Origin of the sequence: Cutibacterium sp. KBN10P07758 (assembly GCF_050286205.1) — a bacterium.
GTDB lineage: Bacteria > Actinomycetota > Actinomycetes > Propionibacteriales > Propionibacteriaceae > Cutibacterium > Cutibacterium acnes.
In genome coordinates, this window is record NZ_JBNNQV010000001.1 from 876,825 (window position 1) to 900,430 (window position 23,606).

Consider the following 23,606-nt stretch of genomic DNA (forward strand, 5'->3'; position numbering starts at 1 on the left):
CAAGGTGTCAGTAAGCGGGGGTCAGCAACACCGTGCTTGTGGATTGCGATCCTGACGATCACACTGGTCACGCCAGAATGCCTTCTCCGACATCGGCTCGTGACGAGTGCGACGACACCACTCAAGATAATTGTCGTAGGCGTCGGCGCCGGTGACGCCGCGTACCCACCATCTCAGAGACGACCAGCATCGTCGCCACAATGGGTCGGTTGGTTGATGTTGGGGTGCGGCGGTCACGCGTGCTCCTTGTCCTTGTGGACACTTTCCAGGTCAAGCTCAGGGTGCTCCTCGTAGAAGGCGTCCCACTCAACCTGCAGATCCCTCTCAGCCTTGGTGGGCATGAGACCACTGGGAGCGAAGATTTTGGACGGCTTGGCTGGGTCTTCGGTGTCGATGATGTTGCGACCACGCAGCGCCTGAACAGTGCGGATACAGGCCACGATCATGACGATGAGGGCGCAGACGACGAAGATGATCGACATCGTTCCTTGAATGGCGGTGTTGCCGACGACGGTGTGCATTTCGTCAATGTTCTTGGCTTGCCCCAGCGAGGTCTTGCCGTCAGCGATGGCCCGCTTGTAGGTCATGTGATTGGCCCAGTAACCGAGCTTCGGGTCGGGGGAGAAGATCTTCAACCAGGACCCGTAAACCGTGATAATGGCGGTGAAGAGCATCGGTACGAAGATGATGAGCAGCCGCCACGTGTGACCAGCCCGGGCGAAGATCACCAAGCAGATCGACAGGGCGACAGCTGCCAGCAGCTGGTTGGCAATGCCGAAGAGCGGGAAGAGAGTGTTGCGGTGACGCCCATGAGCAGAATCGAGCCCCAGCCAGCCACCATGATCGCGGTAGTCAGCCAGGAGCCAACCTTCCACGAGTGGTCCTTGAGGCGCGGCCAGAAGTTACCCAGCGCATCGGAGAGCATGAACCGGGCGACGCGGGTGCCAGCGTCGACCGAGGTGAGGATGAACAGGGCCTCGAACATGATCGCGAAGTGGTACCAGAAGCTCATCATGGCCTCGCCACCAAAGATCTTGTGCATGATCGTCGCTAGACCAACAGCCAGGGTGGGGGCGCCACCGGTTCGACTGACGATCGATGTTTCGCCGACGAGCTTGGCTGTCGTCGTGAGAGTGTTAGCGTTGGCGTGCACACTCGACAAGCCCAAAGAATTGACGTAAGCGATGGCGGACTTGACGGTATTGCCCGTCGCACCGGCTGGGGAATTCATAGCGAAGTAAATGCCCCGGTCCACCGACAGGGCGGCCACCAGAGCCATGATTGCTACGAAGGACTCCATGAGCATGCCGCCGTAGCCGATGAGACGTGCCTGGGATTCCTTTTCGATGAGCTTTGGGGTGGTTCCAGAGGAGATCGTGGCGTGGAATCCCGATAGCGCTCCACACGCGATAGTTACGAAGAGGAAGGGGAAGAGTTTTCCGGAGAACACGGGGCCCGCACCGTTGGTGGCATAGACCGTCATTGCTGGCACGTTGATGACCGGGCGGACGATGACGATCGAGATCGCCAACATCGCGATCACGCCGACCTTCATGAAGGTAGACAAGTAGTCACGGGGAGCCAGCAGCATCCATACGGGGAGTACTGCGGCGATGAATCCGTAAATGATGATGGCCCAGGCCAAAAACGGCTTGCTCAAGTGGAGAGCACTGGCAACGGCAGTGTTCTCGATCCAGGCCCCCGAGGCAATGGCCAGCACGAGCAGGACGATGCCGATGATCGAGACCTCAAATACTTTGCCAGGGCGCAGATAACGCAGGTAGAAGCCCATGAGCAGGGCGATGGGGATAGTCAGTCCGACGCTCCACACACCCCATGAGGAGGCGGCCAGGGAGTTGACGACGACCATAGCCAGGATGGCCACGATGATGAGCATGATCGTGAGAGTGGCGATGAGCGCCGCGATGCCTCCGAAGCGCCCCAATTCCTCTCTGGCCATCTGTCCGAGGGACCGTCCACCGCGTCTCATCGAGATGACGAGAACAAGGTAATCCTGGACGGCTCCTGCCAAGATGACGCCGACGATGATCCAGATCGTGCTTGGGAGATAGCCCATCTGAGCTGAGAGTACCGGGCCGACGAGGGGGCCGGCACCAGCGATGGCGGCGAAGTGGTGGCCGTAGAGGATGCGGCGATCCGTGGGGACGAAATCTCGTCCATTGTAGTCATACTCGGCGGGGGTAGCCCGGCTGTCGTCGGGATGGACGAGCTTGTCCTGAATGTACTTGGCGTAGAACCGGTAGCCGATGAAATACGAACCGATGGCCGCGAAGACGAACCAGATGCCGTTGACCGTTTCGCCGCGTCGTACGGCGAGCATCCACCAGCCCAGCCCGGCGATAGCGGAGATGAGGATCCAGATCGTCACGCGCAGCGGTGTCCATCGTTGCTGACGGGCTCGCTCCTCGTCCGACAGGCTGACGGCGGGCAGACCTTCGGGGAAGTTTGAGTTGTTGTACGTACGGGGTGGGACAGTGTCCACAGTGACCTCCAGTGGTGCCGTTCATTCCAACCGCGTCGTGGGAATCGGGATGGCGCGTCCCATCCCTTCGTCCGACAAATCCGATAGAAAAGACTACGCCGTCGGGATTCTTCCGGTGCCGCTGGATCACCTTCCGCGACCCGCTGGCTGACGAAAATGATCGGGGTCCCGTAACGATATGACGTGAGTAACGATCTTCACCGTGTTGGTGCACGTCAAGGTGCTCAGTCGAGACCGCATCGTCGGGGAGGGGCCAACTACCGATGTGCTCTCGCATCCGCGTGGGGAATGTACCCGCGCCGTGGCGGGTGCCGTTACCATTCCAGACCTGGCGATACAGCGAGCTCGCCGGACCCAGGCAGCCGTCAAACCTTGAAGATCGTCACTCCAGGGTGGTGAGGATTCGCGCTCCATCCTTCTCGACGACGAGGGTCTGCTCGAACTGAGCGCACCGCGAACCGTCATTGGTGAGGACTGTCCAGCCGTCGTCCCACTGATGGTTGGATTGGTCTCCCAGGGTGAGCATCGGCTCGATGGTTAGCGTCATGCCCTCCTCGAGGGTGACGTCATAGCGCGGTTCGTCGTAGTGGAAGACGACGAGACCGGAGTGGAAGGCGCTGTGAACACCGTGGCCGGTGTAGTCACGCACCACGCCATGGCCGAAACGCTTGGCGTAGTTCTCGATGATCCGGCCGATGATGGAAATCGAGCGGCCGGGTTTAACGGCCTTGATGGCGCGGTTCATTGCCTGCTGAGTATGGTCGATGAGGTCCAGAGATGCTTGGTCAACGTTGCCGCAACCGAAGGTGTAGCAGTTGTCGCCGTGCACGCCGTTTTTGTAAGCGGTGACGTCGATCTTGACGATGTCGCCGTCCTCGAGCGGGCGCGAGTCAGGGATGCCGTGACAGATAACTTCGTTGACGCTGGTGCAACACGATTTGGGGTAGTTACGGTAATCGAGGGTCGATGGGTAGGCGCCGTGGTCGCACATGTATTCGTGAGCGATGCGGTCGAGTTCGTCGGTGGTGACTCCGGGCTCGACGGCTTTTCCGGCCTCGTACATGGCACCACAGGCGATCCGTCCAGCCTCTTCCATGGCAGCGATCGTCTCGGCTGACTGTACGTGGGAGCCATCATAGGTTTCCGGGACGTCGCCCAGGCCGACGTAGGGGGGACGGGCAATGTTTCCGGGGACATGACGACGAGGACTCTGGGGATACGGCTTGATGGCACTCACGTCGGTCCAGTCTAGGTCGTGTGAGCGTGCCGTGGTTCGTGTCTCTCTTCTTCGTCTATAAATGCCAAGTATGTATCAGGAGCGGTGCAGGGCAATGAGGGTCGCCATGACGACGCGCTCTTGGTCACGGAGTTGGCGGCAATCTTGAGGGTTATACGGGCTACATCAGGGCGCCGCCGTCGAACCCACATGAAGCGGGTCTCATGGCCGAGCAGGGTGAGTATCTCTGGTGTTTCAGACACCACACTGTCGAGGGGTTAGTTGAATGCAAGGCAGTGAATCATCTTGGCTCCTACCAACCTCCAGACCGAGGTGCTAGACACAGTGGCAGCGCGAAACGATGTTAACGATGTTTAGGAGAACGATCCGCGCTTGAGCGACGACGAGGATGACGACTGAACCGTCAATCCACTTTGAGGGACTGCCGGGCGTGATCTACCAGGGTCTGACGGGTTGAGTCACCGATCGTGGCGGAATTGAAGTACATCCCGAGGAAGTCGGTTTGGCCCGTATTCACGACCACGACGTCAACAACATCGCCGCGCACCTGAGGCAGGCTGGGCAGCGAGACGTAGACCTCACTGCGCTTCCACCACGCCGGATGACCGTCGATGGTGAGGGCCTCCGAGCGGATTTCCTTCTCTCCGGTGTACCCCGCGTAATAGTCGGAACTGGCGAAGCAATCCATCATCATTGTTGCGGCCGTCTGAGGATCAGAGAACCCCTCGGCAACCGGCAAGCCACCAACTCCGGACACGCTCATCCACCCGGGATAGACGTCGTCGATCTGTGCTGACTGCCCCATGACCCATGGCAGGGTGAGGTTTTCATGACGCCAGTTCGGTATGGACTCCACCGAGACGCCACCGCCATGCAAACGGCCGTCGTTGGAATCCTGATTTCCAGGGTGTTGGCCTCGCGGGCAGGTGACGGCAGAGGAACTGGCAGACGGGGTGGTCGACTTCTCATTCCAGGCCGAGACCGTCGGGGACGACGAGTTGAGATCAGGCTCGGCGTTGTGATCTGAAGATGTGCTGCGATGTAAAGCGAACGCAACAACGACAGCGACGACGAGGATGACGATGATAATTGCCCAGAGCCAACTAGAGCTGCGACCGTTGTCATGTTCCCGGTGGCCTTTTCCGCTGTGCTGCGGGGCAGGATCGGGGGAGGTGGTAGTGCGGTCGGTCCACCGCTCGCCGTCAAACCAGCGATAGCGATCCGGCGTGCCGTCAGGGTCTCGATACCACCCCGCTTGAGGACCCGAAGCCATGTCAGCAGTCTACCGAAGCCATGACCAACCTTGTTACCAGCTCGAAACACATAACGGGCACACTGGAAAGGTGAGCAGGCAGACTGAATTCGTCCTGCGTTCTATGGAGGAACGCAACATCCGTTTCGTAAGGCTGTGGTTCACGGACGTGCTGGGATCCCTGAAATCTGTTGCCATCGCCCCGGCTGAAGTTGAGGGAGCTTTCGTTGAAGGCGTGGGCTTCGACGGCTCAGCTATCGAGGGGTATGCCCGCGTCTACGAGGCAGATATGGTGGCCCACCCCGATCCGGCCACCTTCCAAGTTCTGCCATGGCGTTCTGGCACCAGCACGGCCAGGATGTTCTGCGATATCACCAATCCTGACGGAACCTCCTCTGCAGCTGATCCTCGTCACGTCCTCAAGAGGACGATGGGTCGTGCCGCAGAAATGGGTTTTACCTTCTATGTTCACCCAGAGATTGAGTTCTACCTGCTTAACGATGAGCATCATCCTGGGGAATCCCCGGTGGCGCTGGACAACGGTGGCTACTTCGACCACACCACCTTGGGAGCGGGCACCGACTTCCGTCGCGACGCCATCAACGTCCTGGAACAGATGGGTATTTCGGTAGAGTTCAGCCACCACGAGGCCGCTCCTGGACAGCACGAAATTGACCTTCGTTACGCCGATGCGCTGACGATGGCCGACAACATCATGACCTTCCGGGTAGTCATTCGGGAGATCGCTTCCCTCAAGGGGATCAAGGCCACCTTCATGCCTAAGCCTTTTACCGATCACGCCGGGTCAGGTATGCATTCTCACGTCTCCCTCTTTGAGGGGGACACCAATGCCTTCTATGACGCGGCTGACGAGGCTCGCATGTCGCCGGTTGCGAAGTATTTCGTCGCCGGTCTTTTGCACCATGCTCCGGAGATCATCGCCGTGACGAACCAGTGGGTTAACTCCTACCGTCGGCTTTCCGGTGGGGGAGAGGCGCCTAACTACATTTGCTGGGGTCGCAATAATCGTTCAGCACTGGTTCGTATTCCGATGTATAAGCCCGACAAGGCTTCCTCGGCTCGGGTGGAGTTGCGTTCTATCGATTCTGCTGCCAACCCATATCTGGCGTATTCCTTGGTACTTGCTGCTGGTTTGGACGGCATCGAGAAGGAGCTACCGCTTCCAGAGGAGGCATCCGACGACGTGTGGCAGTTGTCAGCTCGCGAGCGTCACGCACTGGGGATCAAGCAGCTGCCGCAAAGTCTGGGTGCTGCGATCCGCTGCATGGAGGAGTCCGAGCTCGTGGCTGAGACCCTCGGCGAACACGTCTACGATTATTTCTTACGCAATAAGAGGGCGGAATTTGAGGAGTACAACCGGCAGGTCAGCCAGTTCGAGCTTGATCGCTACCTGCCACACCTCTAGACAGGTTGGAGCTGGCGTCTAGTCGTCGGCAAAAATGTCGCGGAAAACTCCGGCCATATCAACGACTGGGAACACGCCAGCAACGTCGTCGACGTGGGACCCAGACGCCTGAACTCGTCCTGCTGAGCGCATTTCTGGCCAGTGTGAGAAGCCAGTTGCCAACTGCAGGAAGGTGACAGGAGCGGTCTCGGCCACATTGGGTGGAGTGCCCCGGTGGTGGTTGGGGCCCGACTCAATAGCCGCCAGTTGAACCGCGCACGCAGGTGGTACCCGAAGCTCGATCGTGCGACCACCGTGGGTTTCATCGAGAACGGCTGATAAGGTACGGCAGCTTTCAATAATCGCCCCAGACGGAATATCGATGCCGTCGTGCAACCCCATAGCAGCCATGGCGAGCAGGGTGGCTCGCAGTTGGTCCGTCACGCGCACTGGTCCCACAAGAGAATCCACTGTCGCAGGCGGCCCGGGGGTGGCGAGCAATACCGACTCTACGTTATCCAGAAGACGTTGGGCCTGACTGGCAAGACGGCTAGCGGTGTCGTCGGCAATCACTTCATGGCCGATGGCTGCCAGGGTATTGGTGGCTTTGCGACGTTCGTCGATCACCCGTGCCAAGGTCATCGGTCTGATGGTCGTCGGCGTCGTCACCGTTTGCAGGGTGTCGGTGAAAATCACCATGAGATGGGCAATGTGGTGGCGACCCCACAGCTGAGCTTCACCGGGGTCAAGAGGGTCAGTGTTGGGCTGAGGCAGCAAACAGCGGGCGGTCGCTACCCATGTGGTTGCCAACCGCTTCACGCTGCGCTCTGCGCGTGCTGCCATGATCGTCACCTCAACAAGACTAGGGGCATCGGGTTGCACGGACCGTACACCCACTCGACGCTGACGTGACGACTGGGCAACACGTCGGTGCCCCTCGTCGGCTAATGTGCCACCGAGGAGGTGGTCGCGGTGGATCGCAAGTCGAGTGTCACGATAGACCTACTGCGTCTGGGAGTGATGGACACTGATGCGGCCTCAGCCAACCATCACCGAATCGCGGAGAACATAGGGGCCGACCCCAATCGACTGGCGGATTGGGAGCATCACCTTGAGACGTGCTGTGACCCGGACCTAGCCCTCAACGTCCTTGCTGAACTTGCACAGGACTCCGCGCAGTGCCTCGGCGAAGTGCTCGATCATGACGCTTCCGCCTGCCGGTTGGTTCGTCTCTTGGGCGCATCCAGTGAATTGGGCCGCCACCTTATTGCCCACCCTGACGACCTCGCGGAGGTCATCCGCGATCCGGTTCGCCTTGGTCACGACGAGATCTGTGACGATCTGCTTGAGGTCGTAGGTGCGCATAAAGAAGGTGAGTTTACGGTTGCCGGGACGCCGACTGGCCCGGCATCAGATCGGCTGAGATTGGCGAACCGGCGCCATTTAGTGCGGATTGCGTCGCGAGATGTCAGCGCTGACGACCCAACCGAGATTATTGAGGATGTCGCAGCTGAACTAGCCGATCTGGCTGACGGTATTGTCACTGCGGCCCTGGCCTTAGCCCGAGCCGACTGCCCTGATCATGCCGATGCTCGGCTAGCCATTATCGCGATGGGAAAGTGCGGGGCTCAGGAACTTAACTACATTTCTGACGTCGACGTCATGTATGTCGCTGAACCGGCCAATGACGATGTTTCAGGCGCCAGCGCGGTGACTATCGCGACCAAACTGGCAGCCTCAGTGGCGAGAATGTGCTCGGCCCACTCGGGGGCTGGGTCAATCTGGCAGGTAGACGCTGCTCTGCGTCCAGAGGGCAATGCCGGGCCGTTGGTGCGCACCATGGATTCAATGCGCACGTATTACGAGAAATGGGCGAAGAACTGGGAGTTCCAAGCCTTGCTCAAGGCCCGTCCGATGGCCGGCGATCTGGACTTGGGTCAGCGATTTGTTGAGATGGTCTCCCCGATGGTGTGGCAGGTGGGAGAGGCCGAAGGATTCGTACCAGAAACTCGCGCAATGCGCACCAGAGTGGTCTCTCTTATTGCTGCTAAGAACAAAGGCCGCGAAATCAAGCTTGGTGCCGGGGGGCTGAGGGACGTCGAATTCACCGCACAACTGTTGCAGTTGGTACACGGGCGTCAGGACGAGTCGCTGAGGGTACGCGCCACCTTGCCGGCCCTGCGTGCCCTTGCTGCGGGCGGGTATATCTCGCGAGGCGCGGCTGAACGCCTTAAGGAGGCATACCGGTTAGAGCGCGTTATGGAGCATCGCGTGCAGATGTTCCGGCTGCGACGTACCCATCTTCTCCCAGACGATGAGGACGGGTTGCGTCGTCTAGCACGTGCCGTCGGCCTGCGTACCGCAGACGAAGTCCGCAGGGTCTGGACAGCGACGTCGAAGGCGGTGCTGCGGGCCCATGGCCAGGTTTTCTACTCGCCGGTAGTCGAGGCAGTAGCGCGCATTCCCACCCAGGATCTGCGGATGAGTGCGGAGGCTGCGAAGGTGCGTCTAAGTGCGCTGGGATTTCACGACGAGGACGCCGGACTTCGTCATATCGAAGCGCTCACCAGCGGCACCAGCCGAGCGGTACGTATTCAGACCGCGCTCATGCCGGCGATGCTCGCGTGGCTGGCTGACGGCCCCAGTCCCGACCATGGGTTGCTTGCTTTCCGTCAAGTATCTGAGGCGCTGGGGGAGTCCCCGTGGTACCTCAGAGCCCTGCGTGACGAAGGGGCGATGGCTCAGCGATTAGCGGTGGTGTTGTCGACGTCCCGGTATGCCGTCGACGTGCTGACCCGTGCGCCGGAGACCGTCCAGGTGCTCGTCGATGACGACCTCACTCCGTTAAGCCGGGAGGATCTCGCCCGACAAATGAACGCTGTGGCGCGACGTCACCATGACGTCGAGGAAGCGGTTGGGGCGATCCGGGCAGTACGACGTCGCGAGCTTTTCCGGATCCTTGTCGCCGATATCCTCAACGTCACTGGCATTCGGCGTATCGGCCAAGCTTTGACCGATCTCACCGGGGCGACTATCGATGCTGCCTTGACCGCGGTGTCGCGGGAGGTCGAGGACGCCCCGCCGATCGGAATCGTCGCGATGGGCCGTTGGGGTGGTCAGGAGCTGTCATACGCGTCCGACGCTGATTGCCTGTTCGTCGTCGGTGACGGGCCGGGAGTCGGGGAGAAGGCGCTGAAAATCGTCACTAAGCTACGCAACCTGCTCTGCAAACACGGGGCGGACCCCGCTGTGGTTTTGGATGCCGATCTGCGCCCGGAAGGCCGATCCGGTCCGATGGTACGGAGCCTGGAGAGCTATCGGAAATACTACGGAAAGTGGTCAAGCACGTGGGAATCCCAGGCCCTGCTGCGGGCTAGTCACGGTGCCGGCGACCGGGAGTTGACGAATGAGCTGTTGGAATACGTCGATCAGGTGCGCTACCCCGCTGACGGTCTGACGGGAAGTCAGCTGGCTGAAATTCGCAAGCTTAAGGCGCGAATGGAATCGGAGCGGATTCCTCGTGGAGTGGACCCGAGGCGGCACCTCAAGCTAGGGCCTGGAGGACTATCCGATATTGAGTGGACAGCCCAGATCATTCAATTGCAGCATGCCGGCCATGACCCAGCTCTACGCACCACCTCGACGATTGACGCCCTCAACGCCGCCTTGGCGGCTGGTTACATTGACGAGGGTCAGCACGCCAAACTGTGCGACTCATGGTTGGCGGCGAGCCGATTGCGTAACGCGATCATGGTGGTGAGGGGCCGTCCGAGTGACGTTATTCCGTCGGACTCAACGGATCTCGACGTCATCGCTAAGGCCTCGGGAATGGGTCAAGGAGCATCTGAGCACCTCGTCGAGGATCATTTGCGGCATTGTCGACGCGCATCACGGGTCGTCGACGCGGTGTTTTGGAATCAGTGATTGTCCTCGGAGAATTTGAAGGCGTGGGGGCTGGGGACCGGTAGGTTTCGGGCCCACGCAGGATCTGTGCACATACGAGCTACCGCCAATCCGCATGCGATGAGAATGACGGTGAGGACGGCGTCGACGCCGAAGGTCAGTGCCTTCGTCATATCCTGTCCGTTGAGCCAGTAAACAGTGCGGTACATCGATGCGCCGGGGACCATGATGACGCAGGCCGGAACTGTCAATGTAATGCGTGGCAGCTTGGTTCGGACCGATAGCGGGCTTGCGAGGAAACCAATAACTATACCACCAACTCCAGCCGCCAACTGGGCCGGAAGATTGACGCCGACAAGGGCAAGGCGGCAGAGGTTCCCACAAGCTCCTAGAGCTGCAGCCCATGCCACCGTGCACGGTGAGGAATTGAAGAGGATGGCGAATCCGGCGACTCCGCATGCTGTCGCTACCGCATAGGCAAACCACGCCCAGGGGTACGGAAAAACCGTCTGAGCAGGCAGCGGTTGCAGGCCAGTAGCCGCTGAGAATACCCAGGCAGACATAGTCGCGGCAAGTATGAGACCGACGGAATAAGTTGCCCGACTTAAACCCGCCGTGAAGTCCATACGAACCATGTCAAGGATCGAAGTGATCATGGGGAAGCCTGGTACGAGGAACAGTAGAGAGGCGACGTAACCTGGGCCGTGGATGGTATGCAGGCCAGTATTAGTCAGCAAATCTGCCAACATGAGGTAGATCAAACAGGCTGCGGCCGAGGCCAGAGCTGCGACTCCGAATTGATTGAGCCAGCGACGGTTAAGTCGGCCGCGCACGAACTGGCCGACTGACGCCGCCGCGAGAACTACGAGAGAGTCAGCAAGAGAGAACTTATTGAGGATGGCGAATCCAGCGCACGCGACGCCACCAGCGAGAACCGTTTGCCATTCTGCCCACTTGGGACGCACCGTACGTGAAATGTAATCCAATCGTGATTCCAGCTCGCGCCCGGTCGTGCCAGCCGGCAGATTGTGGGCAAGATCCTCAAGGGCGGCGATACGCGAGGAGTCGACGCGCACCCGGTAGACCTCGCGTGCGACAGTGCGGAAGTTGTCCCCGCGGTGGGCAGTTGCGGTGATCTCGGTAAGGCTGACGCTGGCATCAAGTCGGTCAATGCCCAGGGCAAGCCCGGCATCGCACATGGCTCTCTTCACTCGATAGGAGCCGGTGCCAGAAGACAGCAACATTGATCCCAACCGAATGACCGCTTCGGTGTCATTAACGAATTCGCGATCATGACGAATGTCGTCTCGGTAGTCGTGGGGATCAGTGCTTGTCACGTCCCTCTATTGTGCCACTGTCGTTCCAATGGTCCACGGGTCAGTTCGGATACCTAGATCCTGGCAGGGGAGCCCTAGTTCGTCATGGAGGCGGCGTGCAACGTCGGCGCACCAGGGAGACTCAGATGCCCAGTGGGCGGTGTCGATGAGGGCAGGGCCGTTGGCGCGAAGATGCTCGTCAGCCGGGTGGTGACGCAGGTCGCTAGTGAGGTAGACGTCAGCACCGCTGGCTGCCGCGGCGTCGAGGAGAGAGTCTCCGGCGCCAGAACATAGAGCGACTGTGGTGATGAGCTGATCCGGGTTACCTGCGGTTCGCACCCCCCACACAGTGTGGGGGAGCCGTTCGGATACGCGCTGGGTAAAACTGCGGAGGGTCATTGGCTCGTCGAGGTGCCCGATGCGCCCGATTCCTGGCGTGGCAGGTCCAGGACGGGATCCAGAGTCGATGGTTTTCACATCGTAGGCGGGTACCTCATAGGGGTGAGCATCAACAAGGGCCTTGCGTATCGTGGAGCGCATCATGGCCGGCGCGACGACGTGGATGCGTACTTCCTCGACGGTTTCAACCTGGTTGGTGGTGCCGAGGGCCGGATGAGACCCGCTTAGGGGGCGGAACTGGCCACGCCCCACAGACTCGAAACTGCACAGGTCGTAGCCGTCAAATTGCCCCGCCCCCGCCCCGAAGAGGGCATTGCGCAGTGCCTCAGCAGCATCGACTGGTACTTGGACTCCCCACAGGTCGACTGGCTGCGCTGCCGGTTCCAGGGGGCACTCGACGGTCACCCCCAACAACCGAGCGAGCACGTCATTGACTCCGCCGACTGCGGCGTCGGCGTTGGTATGGGCACTCATGAGGGCAATGCGGTGGCGAATAAGTCGGTGAACGATGCGTCCTTTTGGGGTATCCGCTGCCACCGACGTGGCGCCTCGCATCAGAAGAGGATGGTGAACGACGAGCATATCGGCGTGGGCCTCGATGGCGGCATCAACGACGGTGTCAGTGGCCTCCAGGGCGCAAACGATCCGCTTGACGGTGTCGTCGGGATCCCCGCACACCAGACCGGGGGCATCCCACGATTCTGCCAGGGACGGCGGATACCACTGATCCAGAGTGGCGCGCACCTGGCTGACAGTGATCTGGTCGCTGCAGGATTGCGGGATAGAGGTGCGAGAGGAATTGTCTGCCATAGCTTCACGGTAGCGTGAGGCTATGGCCGTTCACCGAACGATGGTGGTGTGCATGACTGTTGCAAGAAGGTTCCCAATCGTGTCCGATATAGCCAGGCAACCAGATGTCACCTCGGTTGCTAGCTCGGTTCCTTCGCAGTCGGTGCGTGGCAGGATCTCGGGATGATAGGCGAGTTGTTAACGCGGTGGGGCGGGGCGAGATGATGATTGGACTTGCCCTGTGCGTGGTTCCTCTCGCATTCTATGCCTGGTTGGTCGATCGACGCCCCGGCGCGTGGAGCAACGGTATTGTTCTGGCCGTCGGTCTTGGCATGGCCGGTCTGACAGCAGCCGGGATCATCGTAAGGACCGTTCCGGTGATCGGGTCCCTCATCGTCGGTACGCTGGTGGTCGTTGCTGCCCTAGGGACCGCCGTCCTGCCTTTTCTCCTCATCGTTAATGGCGTCGAGATGTGGCGTAAGGAGGGGCGTTCGCTGTCGAACGTTTTATCCGGGGCGCTTGGCGTGGGGCTGTTGGTCCTGATGGCGTGGTGTTTGCGATCGGTGTTTTCCCCGTTCGAGCCATGGGCTGTGGCAGGTATTTCGGCGACGATGGCCCTGGGATGGCTGTCTTTCGGATTTCTCGGCTACCTGGCGTCTGTGTTTGTCATCCACCGCGCCAAGCCATTGCCGGGAAATCACCAGATCGTCGTGCTCGGATCAGCTCTCGTTAAAGGTAAGGTGCCGAAGCTGTTGGCAAGTCGCTTAGACCGTGGCATCGGCCAGTGGCGTACCGATCGCGACGCTGGATTTCACTCTGTGATCATCCCTTCGGGCGGTAAAGGTGACGACGAGCCACGCGCCGAGGGGGAAGCGATGGCTGAATATCTGGTCGAGCACGGAATTCCTCGCGAGTGTGTCGTTGTGGAGAACCAGGCTGCGAATACCGACGAGAACATCTCTTTGAGCCGGCAGGTCATGCCCACACAGGTGAGGTCGGTACCGTCACGGCGTGCCGAGGCGGCTCGTCAACGTCAGAACCCACAAGTGGTGGTGGCGACGAGTTCTTACCACGCAGTGCGGGCCGCTGAATTGTGTCGCCGCCAGGGGCTGCGAGTCCGAGTTCTTGGCGCGCCGACGGCGACTTACTTCCTGCCTAGCGCGATGCTGCGAGAATACATCGCCCTGCTAGCGTCGCGGCCATGGATCAACGGCATCATGCTGGTTCTTGTATTGGCTTTCTGGCCTATCGTGACTATGGCGCTGCGATGAAAATTGGGCGTGTAGTGGCGGTTGTCGCAGCCGTAGCAGCCATCGTCGGGTGCTCCAGAACTACCCCTGCGGTGCCTGAGGCCGTCGTGCCTACCTCATCAGTGACTTTGACGCCGAGGTATTCACCGCTTTCACAGGCCAGCGCTACGCCGCAACGGATGACCAGTGCCACGTCGCAACGAGTGACCAACGTCGGTGGAGCGCAAGGGGCATTGACGTGTCGCCGAGGTGAGAAGGCCGCTATGGCGTTCAGTGATGTCGATGCGGCTCTGGGCGCACGGATCACGGTGTTGACGATTCGTAATTGCGGGTCTTCGGTGATGATCCTGCCCGTCATGCCACAGCTTCGCCAGATCACCGAGGCTGGAGCTCGAGTGCCAGTGGCGTGGCAACCTTATGACCCCAAGGCCAGGTCAAAGCGATTGGCTCCCGGGAAGGTCACGAGTTGGGAGCTGTCCTGGCATTCCAATGGCGACTGTGAGCACCGCGGGGCATGGCGGCTGGAAGCCAAAGTGGGGACGACAACGGCGATGCTGGTGGGATGCCTAGACCTAGGGAGCTCCTACGCTTTAACCGGCGAATCTTCGACAGGACCCGGTGGCTCCGACGCCGTTCCAGTGCCTGAAGCCGCAGTGAGATGGTCGGACTGAGTTGGGGGTGTGTAGTTCGAGGCTTGTTTTATACGCCGCCAGGGGAGCAACCGTAGTTGCGCCCCCGGCGAGTAGAACGACTCAGATGTCGTAGTACAGGTCGAACTCGTAGGGGTGCGGACGTTGCTGCAGGGCAGCCAGGTCGCCACGCTTGAGTTCGACCCAGGTCTCGATGAGATCCGGGGTGAACACGTCACCGGCAAGGAGAAACTCGTGGTCGGCCTCGAGATTGTCGAGGACCGCACCCAGGTTGCCCGGCACGTGATCCATGGCGGCATGCTCCTCAGGAGGGAGCTCGTAGATGTCCTTGTCGACCGGCGCGGGCGGCTCGATCTTGTTCTGGATGCCGTCCAGGCCGGCCAGTAGCAGGGCGGCAAAGGCCATGTAAGGGTTGGCAGACGGATCTGGGCAACGGAATTCGACGCGCTTGGCCTTCGGATTTGGGCCGGTGATCGGGATACGCATGCAGGCGGAGCGGTTGCGCTGTGAATACACCAGATTGACTGGGGCCTCGAAGCCCGGCACCAGACGGTGGTACGAGTTGGCCGAGGGGTTAGTGAAGGCCAGCAGCGACGGTGCGTGCTTGAGGATGCCGCCGATGTAGTAGCGGGCCATGTCAGAGAGTTGGGCGTATCCGGACTCGTCAAAGAACAGAGGTTCGCCGCCCTTCCAGATCGAAGAGTGAACATGCATGCCCGAGCCGTTGTCTCCGAAGATCGGCTTCGGCATGAAAGTGGCCGTCTTGCCGTGCTGCCAGGCGACGTTCTTGACGATGTACTTAAACTTCATGACATCGTCAGCGCTGCGCGACAGGGTGTCGAAACGCCAATTGATCTCGGCTTGACCTGCTGTGCCCACCTCATGGTGGGCGCGCTCGACCTTCATGCCAAGGCGCTCCATGATGGTGACGATTTCGTCACGCAGATCACCAAAATGGTCGGTCGGGGCGACCGGAAAATATCCGCCCTTGTATTTCACCTTGTATCCGCGGTTGCCGCCATCCTCGGTACGTCCAGTGTTCCACGCTCCAGCCTCGGAGTCGATGGAGTAGTACGAGGTGTTCTGACGGGTGTCGAAGCGAATGTCGTCGAAGACGTAAAACTCAGCTTCAGGAGCGAAGAAGGCAGTATCGCCGATCCCAGTAGATGCGAGGTAAGCCTCGGCCTTACGCGCGATGTTGCGCGGATCGCGGCTGTAGGCCTCCTTCGTAATGGGGTCATGGACGTTGAAATTCACGATAAGGGTTTTGCGCTCGCGGAAGGGGTCGATCCAGGCGGTCGTCGGATCGGGTAGTAGGGCCATGTCCGACTCGTTAATCTTCTGGAAACCCCGAATAGAGGATCCGTCGAAGGCCAGACCGTTCTCGTACTGGTCCTTGTCGAACTCTCGGGCGGGAACGGTGAAGTGCTGCATGATACCGATAAGGTCACAGAAGCGGACATCGATCATCTCGATGCCCTCCTTCTTGACATAGGCAAGCAGGTCGTCGGGACCTTCGAACATCTTTCCTCCATCAACATGACTGGTGATGTGCTTTACGGTAGTTCGTATGAGTTGCTCGACCGTCACTGTTGTGTTTCGAGCGTGTAACAGGTCGTGCCGGTAGGATTCACCGGGTGAGTGGAACCGAGGCAGCCCCAGGAGTCTCGATCGGGCTGCCCGCTGAGGGGCGCGGTTCACTGGCTAGTTGGTGCAAACGCATCGGTGCCCTCATCATCGACTGGGGTGCCTCTATGGTATTGGCCAGCGCCATCTTTGGCCCAGCAGTCATCCGGGGCGGAGGCTGGCCTATGTGGATGCCGATGGCGGTGTTCTTCGTCGAGTCCGTCCTATTTACCGCCATGACAGGCGGTTCCTTCGGCCAGATCGTGGCCCGTGTGGCGGTCGTCCGCCTCGACGATCTCGGCCCGGTAGGGTGGTGGCGAGCAGTCGCTCGGACCGCCATGAAATGCCTCGTCATTCCCGCTGTTGTTATTGGTGCCGAACGTCGCGGACTGGACGATCTCGTGCTCGGTACTGTTGTCGTCAATCGCAAGTGAGATATATGCGCGTCATGGTTTTGTCTCGGGGGATTCCGAGCCCCGAGGCTCCGTTGCGGGGGATCTTCGAGTACGACCAGGCCGTAGCTCTACATCAGCAAGGTCACGAGGTCATCCTGGCCGTTCTTGATGCCCGTTCGGTTCGCCACTGGCGGAAGTTTGGGACACGGGTAGAGCATGCCGTAGATCGCAATGATGGTATGACGGTGGTGAGGCTGGACGTGCCCTTGGGAGCGGCCTCGGCGCGCATAGATCACCGAGTCCATGCCATTGCGGCCCGGCACCTGCATCGCATCGTGACTTCGCAATGGGGCATCCCTGACGTCAGCCATGCCCACTTCGCCAGATTCGCTGCTGCTGCCGCCCGGGCTGGCTTTCCGGAACCGCTGGTGTGGACCGAGCACGATTCTCACCTAGCTCACCCGGATCAGCGTCTCAACGAAGACATCATTATCGCGGGTGACCGGGCAGACGCAGTGATCAGCGTATCCCAGGGGCTCTGCGACAGGCTGGCTGGACATGGCGTGACCTCAACGGTGGTTCCCAACATCGTTGACGTCGAGCTGTTTGACCGTCCTGATCGACGACATGAGGGGACGATCGTCGTCAGCGTCGCCACCCTCAACCCGGGAAAAGGCATGATTGAATTAGCTCAGGCTGTTGAGCGTCTTCCCGAGGTTCAGTTGAGAATCATCGGAGATGGACCGCAGCGGCACCAACTGGAGGCCATTGCCGCCGGTAATCCACGCATTGTCCTACTGGGTCCCCAATCGCGGGACCGTATCGCTGAGGAGCTCGCCGGGGCTGACGCCTTTGCTTTGGCTTCCCATGCTGAGACCTTCGGTGTCGCGTGCGCCGAGGCACTGGCAGCCGGCTTGCCTGTTCTGACGACGGCTTGCGGCGGACCTCAAGAGTTCATTGATGATTCCAACGGCGTGGTGGTCCCAATCGGTGACGTTGACGCTCTGACGGAAGGGCTGTGCCAGGTATTGGCTAGGTCATGGGATCACGAACAGATCGCTGGGTACGTCCGCTCCCGATTCGCGGCCGCTCCGGTCGTTGATCAGTTGGAGACGGTCTACCGAAAGGCGGTTGCCGACCACGGTATGGCTGGTTGAGTCCGGATGGAAGACTGGCAGACATGAATCTGACCGCATGGATGGCGAGTATCAACGGCGTCATTGCGGCCAATGCCCCACATCCTTGGGTTATTGGGGCGTTGTGGGGGCTATGCGTCATCGATGGGTTTTTCCCGCCGGTTCCTAGCGAATCTCTCGTCGTCGCCTTGGCAGCAATTGGACATCCTTCGCGGTGGCTCATCATCCCGGTAGCTGCTGCGGGCGCGATCTGCGGAGACAATATTGCATATTGGGTGGGACGCCAGATTGGCCATACTAAGCTCTTTACCGGTGGGCCGAAGCGGCAGAAGACGGTTGCATGGGCGACCCATCAATTGAGGGTCCGAGGCCCGCTGTGCATCTTGGTAGCCCGATACATCCCTGGGGGCCGCGTCGTCGTCAATGCGATGGCTGGGGCCACTCGTTTTTCATATCGGGTTTTCCTACCTATCGACGCCCTAGCCGGAGTATTGTGGGCCTGCTATGCCACCGCTATTGGTGCTGGGGCAGCCAGTTTCTTGGGCAACAATCACATTCTTGCTGCCACCGTGGGGATTATTGGAGCGATTATCATCGGCGTCATCCTCGATCAAATATTGCGGCGATTAATGCCAGCGCCGCAGAGTGACTGAGTTGTTTGTGACGCATTATGATGATGCCCTCAGTATTCAACCAGGGGCGCCATCATGAGAGTAGGAGACTCGAAGATCAGATTCGTCCCTCTTTTTGGGCGTCTGCCTTACCGGTGGACTCGCTGGCAGCTAGTTGGGCCTCATCGAAGACACTGGCGCCACCGGTGGTGTCGTTACCCTCGTCTTCGCGACCGGGAGTGCGCAGGTTCCACTTGGTGATGGCGAAGCGGAAGACGACGTAGTAGATGACGGCGTAGACCAAACCGATGAGGATGAGCAGGAGCACCTTGCCGGGGCCACCAGAAAGCTCCGAGGCCCGTCCGAAGTTGATGATGTAGTCAGTCAGACCTGCCGAGAAACCGAATCCGTCCTTGATGCCCAAGGCGTTGCACAGCGCTAGGGAGGACCCGGTGAGTAGCGCGTGCACCAGGTACAGCGGGAAGGCGACGTAGGCGAAGGCATACTCGAGGGGCTCGGTGATACCGGTGAGGAAGGCCGTCAGCGCTACTGAGATCATGACGCCACCGGTGAGCTTCTTACGCTCTGGCTTGGCCGTGTGGTAGATCGCTAGGGCGGCTCCGGGCAAGGCGAACATCATGATGGGGAAGAAGCCAGTCATGAAAGAACCGGTCCAGGCATTCGTGCCGGACGCACCACTGAAGAAGCAGGTGATGTCACCGTGCAGAGTCTCGCCGGCGGCGTTGGTGCAATTGCCGAGCTGGAACCACGGCAGCGAATTGAGCAGGTGGTGCAGGCCGAAGGGGATGAGGAGACGGTTGATGGTGCCGAATACGAATCCGGTTCCTGGGTTGGACCCGTGGGCCATGATGAAACCGCCGACCTGCTTATTGAACAGCCAGTCGAAGGCCGGGTAAATGATAGCCATGATGACGCCGGCGACGACGGAAGCGGCGGCGGTGACAATTGGCACGAGGCGGCGGCCGCCAAAGAAGGCTAGGTACGTTGGCAGCTTGGTACGGCGGTATTTCTCGTACATTTTGGCCGCGATAAGACCGATGACGATGCCGCCGAGGACGCCGTAATTGATGACTCCGGTCTTCTGCGAGAAATACGGAGCGAGGGCGTGCAGCACGCCTCCTTGGGTCTTGTCCGAGGTGCCTGCACCGGTGAAGGTGAGATAGCCGACGAGGGCTGCCAGGGCGGTCGATCCATCGGCCTTCTTGGCGTACCCGACGGCCACACCCAGCGCAAAGATGAGAGGTAGGTTGTCGAAGATTGCGCCGCCTGCACCGGCTAATACGTCAGCGACCGGCTGCATCCATGATGCGTGCTTGGCGAGTCCGTCCGCTCCGAGAACGTCAGCAGACCCGAACCGCATAAGCAGCGCGGCAACCGGCAGGGACGCGATCGGGAGCATGAGGGAGCGCCCGATGCGCTGCATCTGGGAGAACCCGGGTATCTGCCGTTTTTTCTTGGTGCTGGTGGCAACAGCGTCTTTCGCCATAGGAGTTCCTCCACAGTGAGTGCTCATGTTCAAGGGGTGGTATGGACCACTCGCCGAAGTACAGACCACTGAGGCGGCCATGTCAAGACAACGTGCAGAGTTTGTGAACGTCACCATGGTGGGGCTTTCGCGGTGATCGGTGCTGGTGGCACTGCGCCCGAGGCATAATTCACCCATGAAGTACGTGACCGTGCGGGATTACCTTGTCGAGCTCATCGACACCCGCTTATCGGTCGGGGATGTCGTGCCTAGTGAGCGGGAGCTTGCTGAGCGGTTCGGTATCTCGCGCATGACGGTCCGCCAGGCGGTTGATTCGCTGGTGAGTAGCGGAATGCTGGAGCGTCGTCGCGGCAGCGGTACCTATGTCAGAGCTCCCAAAGTGCATGTGCAGTCGCGCATCTCGTCTTTTAGTGAGGAGATGCGTCAGCGCGGCATGATCCCAGACACCCGAGTGCTGCGCGATGAGGAGATCTCCGCCGCTCCTGACGTGGCTGTGTGGCTAGGGATTGAGCCGGGGGAGCCAGTCCATTACATCTACCGCGTGCGGCTAGCTGACGGTGTTCCGATGGCCGTCGAAAGGACCTGGATCGCTGCCCGAGTGATGCCAGATCTGTTGACCGATGGCGTTCCGGCGAGTATTTATGGGGCGATGGCGGCAGCTGGGCTAGTTCCTACGTGGGGCGAGGATGCGATCGAGGCTGTCAGCGGTGACGCGCTGGTCTGCGAGCACCTGCAGATCCCCGTCGGGTCGGCTGTATTGGCTATCAACCGTCGTACCTACGCCGACGATACCGCGATCTCTTATTCCCGATCTTGGTACCGAGGGGATCGTTACAAACTATGGGTTCCGATCTCTGGTCCACACAGAACCCTGTATCCACCTCGAGGAGGTTCACGATGAAGCGCGTCGAGCACATCTTGGCGGCCTTGGGTGGAGTCGACAATGTCGTGTCGATCGAGCCATGCGTAACCCGGCTACGGTGTCAGGTTCGTCGTTGCGAGCAGGTCGATGAGCAAGCTTTGCGCCGGGCTGGAGCGCACGGGGTCACCGTGCAAGGACATAGCGTTCAGGTTATCGTCGGCCCGGACGCTGACCTGCTGGCTTCAGATCTGGAGGACTTATGGGAAGAAGATCGCGAATCCTGACCGAATCTTGACATTCGGACGTCTGATGGAGTTCAGTGTTAGTTGTCTGGACCACTTAGGAGATGGGCCAGTATTCGTTCGAAGATCCTCCATGGCGGAGTTCATCTCGAACCAGAACAAGGAGACATCATGAGCAAGGCAGAACAGATCCTGGCAGCCCTTGGCGGCGACGACAACATCGACGACCTCGAGGCTTGCATCACCCGACTGCGCGTCGAGGTCGACGATCCGAGCCTCGTTGATGAGCCTGCGCTCAAGGCTGCTGGTGCCTTCGGCGTTGTCCAGCAGGGTACGTCCGTTCAGGTCGTTGTTGGCCCCGAGGCCGACACTCTGGCCGAGGACATTGAGGATCTGCGCTGATGACCGCTATCGCATCTCCTCTCGACGGCACCCTGATGCCGTTGTCCGAGGTTCCTGATCCGGTCTTTGCGCAGGGTCTCGTGGGGCCCGGTGTTGCCCTCGAACCCACGGGTGAGGGCGACGTCACTGTAGTGGCTCCGGTGGCAGGACGCATTGTCAAGCTGCACCCGCACGCTTTCGTCATCCAGGCAGAGGGGTTCGGGGTACTCGTACACCTTGGCATTGACACCGTCCAGCTCGATGGGGAGGGGTTCACCCTTCATGCTGAGGAGGGTCACGAGGTCGTCGTGGGAGACCCACTCATCACCTGGAATCCGGCCGGGGTCGTTGCGGGTGGCCGCAGTGCGGTCTGCCCGATCGTCGTCCTCGACGCTTCCAGCGGAAGGATCGGTGACGCCGCTGTTACCGGGGAGCGGATTGCCTGCGGCGATCAATTGTTCCAGTGGTTGGACTTTCCTGAGCAGGATGCCAATGTCTGTGCCCAGCACGACTGATCGGGCCCGTCGTCACCCTGAGGTAGCGGCTCTGGTAGGGGTTGTCGCCGGAATTTTCTCGGCGATCGTCAAGTTTGGGTGGGAAGTGCCTTTCCCACCGCGCACCCCTGAGCGAAACGCAACGAATCCGCCCCAGCAATTGTTGGAGCAGCTGGGATTCAGCGATCACTTTGCCCACACGCTGGTGTATTTCAACGGCAATGGCTTGCCGGTTATGAGCTTCATCATTCACTTCGGATTTGCCATCTTCTTCGGCGTCGCGTATTGCGTTGGCGCTGAACGGTTCCCGAAAATCACACTATGGCAGGGCGTTGCGTTTGGTGTCGTCGTCTACGTCGTCTTTCACGTCATCGTGATGCCGGGATTGGGTACCGTTCCGGCGCCGTGGCACCAGCCGTGGCAGGAACATCTCAGTGAGTTGTTGGGTCACATCGTCTGGATGTGGAGCATCGAGGTCGTGCGCCGTGACCTGCGTAGCCGCATCACTGGCGAGCCCGATCCGTGGGTTGAGCCATCGATGACAGCAGGACGATAAGGGTAGCGACGCCGACGAATTCGTAGGCGTCGGTCAGGATCTTCTGCCACCATGCTGCGGTGAGTTCTCGGTTACGACCGGCAGGAAACCACCAGACCATCCATGTCAGTGTGGCTAAAGCCCAAATGAGGGCTAGAACCTGCTGGCAACGACGACGGTCGGCTAGTCCGGCGACGATGATTAAGGACCCCCATACCCAGTGGTGCGACCATGACACGGGACTCACCAAGCATCCGCACAGCCCGGCGCATAACAGGGACCACACCTGGTCAGCCCCACCTTCTTGCCACAACCGCCGAGATGCAATACCGGCAAGTGCGCAGCACAGCGCGACTAGAACTAGCCACACGAGTGTGAGGTTGCCATGGCCTAGGCGCAGCAACATGCCCGAAAGTGATTGATTGCCCGCCCAGGTGAGCCCACCCAGACGGTTCGGCGTGAGCATGTAGTGGGTCCAGTACTCCCAAGATGCTGTGGGCATCACCGCGAGCCCGATGGCGATCGTGACTAGACCAGCCGCGGCGGCTCGAAGCGCTGCCTTGAATTGACCCGTGACGAGATACCAGAGGGCGAAGATGCCCGGAGTGAGCTTGAATCCGGTGGCCACTCCGACCCCCACCCCGCGCCACCTCCGAGGCAGCAGGAATACGTCAATAACGACGAGGGCGGCTAATTGCAGGTTAACCTGTCCATAAACAAAAGTTTTCCCAATGGGTTCGCTAAAGTTCAAGACTGCGACGAAGATGGCCGCCAGCAATGGCTGAGGCTTGTGCCCGCAACGGCGCCAGATGAGATCAATCATGATGGCAAGAGCGATTGCACTGACACCATAGTGGAGGATCGTTACCGGCAGAGACGGAATCAGAGCTAATGGGGTGAGGGCGATCGCCGCGAAGGGTGGGTAGGTAAACCCCAGACCATTGACCGATGACGCAGTGTATAGCGCTTTCGGATCATTCAACATAGCGCGTACGCAGTCGCGGTATATCTTTAGGTCTGTTGGGCGCGGCATGGCCAACGTCCACGTCACCGTCGTCATGATGACCGCGATTGCTGGCCAGAAGAGGGATGAGGCCGGTCGCTTCCCGGAGA

At 60.0% G+C, this 23,606-nt stretch carries 23 protein-coding genes and 2 pseudogenes; 13 read left to right on the forward strand and 12 right to left on the reverse strand.

Annotated elements, in window-relative coordinates:
* Positions 1-21: 21 nt before the first annotated feature.
* Positions 22-237, reverse strand: coding sequence for a CstA-like transporter-associated (seleno)protein (locus ACOYO3_RS04345; protein WP_002515300.1), 216 nt, complete (start codon positions 235-237; stop codon positions 22-24).
* A pseudogene (locus ACOYO3_RS04350) lies at positions 234-2,503 on the reverse strand (carbon starvation CstA family protein). Before ACOYO3_RS04350 ends, ACOYO3_RS04345 begins: the two are co-directional and overlap by 4 nt.
* 202 nt (positions 2,504-2,705) lie before the next feature.
* Here ACOYO3_RS04350 and ACOYO3_RS04355 point away from each other — a divergent pair.
* Positions 2,706-2,879: a hypothetical protein gene (locus ACOYO3_RS04355; RefSeq protein ID WP_002515310.1), complete on the forward strand. Its 174-nt coding sequence runs from the start codon at positions 2,706-2,708 to the stop codon at positions 2,877-2,879.
* A 6-nt stretch (positions 2,880-2,885) separates the two neighbouring features.
* On the opposite strand, the gene map is transcribed toward ACOYO3_RS04355, so the two are convergent.
* From map to ACOYO3_RS04375, 4 genes and pseudogenes are all read right to left on the reverse strand, one after another.
* Positions 2,886-3,599 carry a type I methionyl aminopeptidase gene (gene map, locus ACOYO3_RS04360; protein ID WP_002519177.1) on the reverse strand — a complete coding sequence of 238 codons (714 nt, stop codon included), beginning with the start codon at positions 3,597-3,599 and terminating at the stop codon, positions 2,886-2,888.
* Positions 3,600-3,751: 152 nt separating this feature from the next.
* A complete protein-coding gene (locus tag ACOYO3_RS04365; protein WP_002519176.1) occupies positions 3,752-3,982 on the reverse strand; it encodes a hypothetical protein in 231 nt (76 codons plus the stop codon).
* A 161-nt stretch (positions 3,983-4,143) separates the two neighbouring features.
* Positions 4,144-4,545: a hypothetical protein gene (locus ACOYO3_RS04370; protein WP_002519175.1), complete on the reverse strand. Its 402-nt coding sequence runs from the start codon at positions 4,543-4,545 to the stop codon at positions 4,144-4,146.
* Between the two features lie 396 nt (positions 4,546-4,941).
* Positions 4,942-5,013, reverse strand: a pseudogene (locus ACOYO3_RS04375) (hypothetical protein); the annotation flags it as partial.
* 103 nt (positions 5,014-5,116) lie between these two features.
* Between ACOYO3_RS04375 and ACOYO3_RS04380 the strand changes: the two are divergent.
* On the forward strand, positions 5,117-6,418 hold the full coding sequence (locus ACOYO3_RS04380) for a glutamine synthetase family protein (protein WP_002519174.1): 1,302 nt from the start codon (positions 5,117-5,119) through the stop codon (positions 6,416-6,418).
* A gap of 18 nt (positions 6,419-6,436) precedes the next feature.
* On the opposite strand, the gene ACOYO3_RS04385 is transcribed toward ACOYO3_RS04380, so the two are convergent.
* Positions 6,437-7,240: a sterol carrier family protein gene (locus ACOYO3_RS04385; protein WP_002519173.1), complete on the reverse strand. Its 804-nt coding sequence runs from the start codon at positions 7,238-7,240 to the stop codon at positions 6,437-6,439.
* Positions 7,241-7,369: 129 nt separating this feature from the next.
* Between ACOYO3_RS04385 and ACOYO3_RS04390 the strand changes: the two genes are divergently transcribed.
* The gene (locus tag ACOYO3_RS04390) at positions 7,370-10,321 is read left to right on the forward strand and encodes a bifunctional [glutamine synthetase] adenylyltransferase/[glutamine synthetase]-adenylyl-L-tyrosine phosphorylase (protein WP_014172460.1); all 2,952 of its coding nucleotides are present in this window, start codon (positions 7,370-7,372) and stop codon (positions 10,319-10,321) included.
* Here ACOYO3_RS04390 and ACOYO3_RS04395 read toward each other — a convergent pair.
* Together ACOYO3_RS04395 and ACOYO3_RS04400 are read right to left on the reverse strand one after the other, a co-directional pair.
* Complete coding sequence (locus ACOYO3_RS04395; RefSeq protein ID WP_002547889.1) at positions 10,315-11,637, reverse strand: threonine/serine ThrE exporter family protein; 1,323 nt, start codon at positions 11,635-11,637, stop codon at positions 10,315-10,317. The genes ACOYO3_RS04390 and ACOYO3_RS04395 overlap by 7 nt on opposite strands.
* 6 nt (positions 11,638-11,643) lie before the next feature.
* Positions 11,644-12,825, reverse strand: coding sequence for a Nif3-like dinuclear metal center hexameric protein (locus ACOYO3_RS04400; protein ID WP_002515326.1), 1,182 nt, complete (start codon positions 12,823-12,825; stop codon positions 11,644-11,646).
* 200 nt (positions 12,826-13,025) lie between these two features.
* Here ACOYO3_RS04400 and ACOYO3_RS04405 point away from each other — a divergent pair, with 200 nt between their 5' ends.
* Both ACOYO3_RS04405 and ACOYO3_RS04410 read left to right on the forward strand, forming a co-directional pair.
* Positions 13,026-14,075, forward strand: a complete 1,050-nt coding sequence (locus ACOYO3_RS04405) for a YdcF family protein (RefSeq protein ID WP_002515261.1) — start codon at positions 13,026-13,028, stop codon at positions 14,073-14,075.
* A 242-nt stretch (positions 14,076-14,317) separates the two neighbouring features.
* Positions 14,318-14,725 carry a hypothetical protein gene (locus tag ACOYO3_RS04410; RefSeq protein WP_002515320.1) on the forward strand — a complete coding sequence of 136 codons (408 nt, stop codon included), beginning with the start codon at positions 14,318-14,320 and terminating at the stop codon, positions 14,723-14,725.
* Between the two features lie 81 nt (positions 14,726-14,806).
* Here ACOYO3_RS04410 and glnA read toward each other — a convergent pair whose 3' ends face one another.
* A complete protein-coding gene (gene glnA / locus ACOYO3_RS04415; protein WP_002519168.1) occupies positions 14,807-16,228 on the reverse strand; it encodes a type I glutamate--ammonia ligase in 1,422 nt (473 codons plus the stop codon).
* Between the two features lie 113 nt (positions 16,229-16,341).
* Between glnA and ACOYO3_RS04420 the strand changes: the two genes are divergently transcribed.
* Genes ACOYO3_RS04420 through ACOYO3_RS04430 form a run of 3 tightly spaced genes read left to right on the forward strand, consistent with a single transcriptional unit; the run spans position 16,342 to position 18,514 of the window.
* Positions 16,342-16,764: an RDD family protein gene (locus ACOYO3_RS04420; protein ID WP_002518346.1), complete on the forward strand. Its 423-nt coding sequence runs from the start codon at positions 16,342-16,344 to the stop codon at positions 16,762-16,764.
* Positions 16,765-16,769: 5 nt separating this feature from the next.
* Complete coding sequence (locus tag ACOYO3_RS04425) at positions 16,770-17,882, forward strand: glycosyltransferase (RefSeq protein WP_002515253.1); 1,113 nt, start codon at positions 16,770-16,772, stop codon at positions 17,880-17,882.
* A gap of 23 nt (positions 17,883-17,905) precedes the next feature.
* Complete coding sequence (locus ACOYO3_RS04430; protein ID WP_002515218.1) at positions 17,906-18,514, forward strand: DedA family protein; 609 nt, start codon at positions 17,906-17,908, stop codon at positions 18,512-18,514.
* A gap of 76 nt (positions 18,515-18,590) precedes the next feature.
* Here the strand turns inward: ACOYO3_RS04430 and ACOYO3_RS04435 are convergent, their stop codons facing one another.
* The gene (locus ACOYO3_RS04435; RefSeq protein WP_002515258.1) at positions 18,591-19,979 is read right to left on the reverse strand and encodes a PTS transporter subunit EIIC; all 1,389 of its coding nucleotides are present in this window, start codon (positions 19,977-19,979) and stop codon (positions 18,591-18,593) included.
* A 175-nt stretch (positions 19,980-20,154) separates the two neighbouring features.
* On the opposite strand from ACOYO3_RS04435, the gene ACOYO3_RS04440 reads away from it, so the two are divergent.
* The 5 genes from ACOYO3_RS04440 (at position 20,155) to ACOYO3_RS04460 (ending at position 22,514) form a co-directional block, all read left to right on the forward strand.
* Positions 20,155-20,880: a GntR family transcriptional regulator gene (locus ACOYO3_RS04440; RefSeq protein WP_002518313.1), complete on the forward strand. Its 726-nt coding sequence runs from the start codon at positions 20,155-20,157 to the stop codon at positions 20,878-20,880.
* The gene (locus ACOYO3_RS04445; protein ID WP_002515308.1) at positions 20,877-21,125 is read left to right on the forward strand and encodes a glucose PTS transporter subunit EIIB; all 249 of its coding nucleotides are present in this window, start codon (positions 20,877-20,879) and stop codon (positions 21,123-21,125) included. Before ACOYO3_RS04440 ends, ACOYO3_RS04445 begins: the two co-directional genes overlap by 4 nt.
* A gap of 129 nt (positions 21,126-21,254) precedes the next feature.
* On the forward strand, positions 21,255-21,485 hold the full coding sequence (locus ACOYO3_RS04450; RefSeq protein WP_002515246.1) for a PTS transporter subunit EIIB: 231 nt from the start codon (positions 21,255-21,257) through the stop codon (positions 21,483-21,485).
* Complete coding sequence (locus ACOYO3_RS04455) at positions 21,485-21,979, forward strand: PTS sugar transporter subunit IIA (RefSeq protein ID WP_002525086.1); 495 nt, start codon at positions 21,485-21,487, stop codon at positions 21,977-21,979. The genes ACOYO3_RS04450 and ACOYO3_RS04455 overlap by 1 nt, the downstream gene beginning before the upstream one ends.
* A complete protein-coding gene (locus ACOYO3_RS04460) occupies positions 21,957-22,514 on the forward strand; it encodes a YagU family protein (RefSeq protein WP_002519166.1) in 558 nt (185 codons plus the stop codon). The genes ACOYO3_RS04455 and ACOYO3_RS04460 overlap by 23 nt, the downstream gene beginning before the upstream one ends.
* Here the strand turns inward: ACOYO3_RS04460 and ACOYO3_RS04465 are convergent.
* Positions 22,462-23,526 (reverse strand): glycosyltransferase 87 family protein, encoded by a 1,065-nt coding sequence (locus ACOYO3_RS04465; RefSeq protein ID WP_002520351.1) that lies wholly within the window; start codon positions 23,524-23,526, stop codon positions 22,462-22,464. The genes ACOYO3_RS04460 and ACOYO3_RS04465 overlap by 53 nt on opposite strands.
* Positions 23,527-23,606: the final 80 nt, after the last annotated feature.